This is a genomic window from Bacillus sp. NPDC060175 (genome assembly GCF_042728695.1).
GTDB lineage: Bacteria > Bacillota > Bacilli > Bacillales > Bacillaceae_G > Bacillus_A.
Window position 1 is genome coordinate 1 of the sequence record NZ_JBHWYR010000180.1, and the last position, 2541, is coordinate 2541.

The window sequence follows — 2541 nt, forward strand, 5'->3', positions numbered from 1 at the left end:
TATAAAATCAACTATTTGACGATAAGTTTTTAAATTATGCTCTTTTTTTATGTTTTCAACTTGCTGTGATGAAAACATAAGCAAAATCGTAAGTATCAAAGGTATTATAAGACCATAATAACCAAAAAAGTAAAATACAGGTGCAGTAGAAATAGGAATTATAATCATTAATGCTAACATGATGTAACTCCACTTAAAGAAAGTTGATTTTTGAAGTTCTTCTTTCATGATCTTTACATCTCCTTTAACTAAATCATCCAGGGAGACATTAAAGAGAATACTCATCATTAGTAAATTATGAATATCTGGATAGTTCCTTTCATTTTCCCAGTTAGAAATAGATTGTCTGGAAACATGAATTTTTTCTGCTAACTTCTCTTGGGACATATTATCCCGTTTACGAAAATATTGTATTTGTCTACCAATGTTCATCTATACATCTCCCTTAAGTTTGAGGTTAAGTTAAAGGCTAATTAAAGACTACCAAATTTCTTTATAATAACGTGATTCTAAGGTGTAAAAATGTTTTATCATGCTATTCACCCCTGTTTTTGGGTGTGAGTGCTGGCTCGTCGTGTGGGGGCGAAACCCCACATAGCGTTGATTCCATATAGAAAAAGAAGAATACCTTGAACGGAAGAACTGGCGGTTCGGCTGGTACAATTTCTGGTCCAAGTCGAGCAACTTAATCCCGTTTTTGGTCTGTTCGGCTTGGCGAAAGCTAAAAATCAGCCGAAAAAAGTTTTGCAAGGACAGAATAAAAAAAGAAAAGGCGATAGCCTTTAGGTGAGGATGAACGAACCGACTTTTTTATTCTGAGGGTGGAGATTTTTGAGTGTTTTTCTCAAAAATACGACCCGTTCCTTGCGGAACTTTTAGCTATATATATAAGAGTGAGAAGAGCAAAGTGAAGAAAGTCAGTAGTAACAAGGGTTTATAAGATATAGGGTGTACCCAAAAAGGAACACCTGTGTACCCAAAAAGGAACACCTAAAAAATGTAAAATAACAATAAAAAAAAGATGTCAATATAAAATGACATCTAAAATAAATAAATTGGTAACTTATGTTTTTTACCATCTTCAGTTATAAAATTTTTAAGTGATTTTTTAAAGATTTTTTGAGTTGCTTTATCTACTCCGTCTTTTGGAGAACAACACATAATATTCGGATTCACAAACCATGTACGACTTGTACAAATACGACCATCTTCAGTAGTTGTTCCAGTTTCTGCAACCGCTAATAAACCTTTTTTCATTAAACCGTTCATTAACTCTGAAACTTTTCCTCTAGTTCTATTTAACTTTCTAGCAAGATAACTAGGCGTTGCACTATCAGAGTCAAATTCATCTTCTTTACTTATTCTTTCAACCAAAATATTTGTTTTAAATTCTACATAAGGTATTAAATCCATTAAAAGCGCTTTTTCAGCTGTAGTTAAATAATCTATTTCACTCAGGTAATTGTAATTATCCATAATAATTTGCACAAACCTCACCCGATCTGTAGGTTTTTTCTTTTTTCCTATAAAATATTCATCTCCACCAGTTGTTTTACTTATTAACTGTAAGAGCATTGCTTTTTCTTCTTCTGAGTATCCACCAGTTTGCAACTGGTCATAAATACTATCAATCTTACTATCTCTTATTTTCGCTTTTTTTTCAGCTTGTCCAAAATCTACAACTTTTGTCATAAAATAATTCTCTCCCTTAGTGGAAGAAATCAACTTTTATATGTTAGTATGTATATAGAATATATATTGGTTGATTCCAACCTTATTATGAAAAACCGCCTCGCCGACCAAAGCTTGGGCGGTTTTTCTCGTTTGTATGTTTTTCTATATAATAACATGAAATCTATTACTAAAGCTTTCCATCTCTTGTGAAAATACAACATTCAATCCTCTTTTTTACTTTCTTCCCATTGATGAAGATCTATTACATTTTCACCATTATCACTCCTATCTTTCCCTATCAAAATCTTGATGTCTACTCATTTCTCTCTTATATTCACGTTCAAATTGATTATCTATTCCCTTGCTATCCAATTCATTTTTAATAATTCCTCTAAACGCCTTAAATTGCTCTTTCAAAACTTTTTTCGTTTGCACATACAAAACTCTTATATTCGTCTGTAAACCCTTTATATGAGCTTTTAATGAGCTGATTTCTCTATTTAATACACCAACTTCTTTTTGTAACTGACTTTTTTCTTGTTTCAATGTTCGATTTTCTTCCATCCATCCCTCTGCATGTACTTTTAAACTCTCATTCTCTTTCACAAAATCTGTCTTTTTCAAACGCTCATAATCCTTTTTGATAGTAACTGCTGCATTCACTTGTTTTGTTAATTCTTGATATTGTTCCGGTGATAATACATAATTTCTTGTCTGTTTCTTCGTAATTTCAGTTTTACCAAACATTTTATCTTGTACTTCTGTTATTACTTCTCTACGCAAAAATGGAATTTTAACAGGTTCATTTGGTACTTGATCTGTAGCACTATCTAATTCTTTTTGCATTTGTTTTACTCTTTTTTCTAA

The 2541-nt window shown here is 31.8% G+C and carries 2 protein-coding genes and 1 pseudogene; all 3 read right to left on the minus strand.

Going from position 1 to position 2541, the window contains the following annotated elements; all coding sequences use genetic code 11:
* The coding region (locus ACFWDE_RS30340; RefSeq protein WP_377896377.1) for a helix-turn-helix domain-containing protein at positions 1-432 on the minus strand (432 nt) is incomplete at its 3' end.
* A gap of 609 nt (positions 433-1041) precedes the next feature.
* Positions 1042-1692, minus strand: a complete 651-nt coding sequence (locus ACFWDE_RS30345; RefSeq protein ID WP_377896378.1) for a MarR family transcriptional regulator — start codon at positions 1690-1692, stop codon at positions 1042-1044.
* Positions 1693-1959: 267 nt separating this feature from the next.
* Positions 1960-2541 (minus strand): annotated as a pseudogene (locus ACFWDE_RS30350) (plasmid recombination protein); the annotation flags it as partial.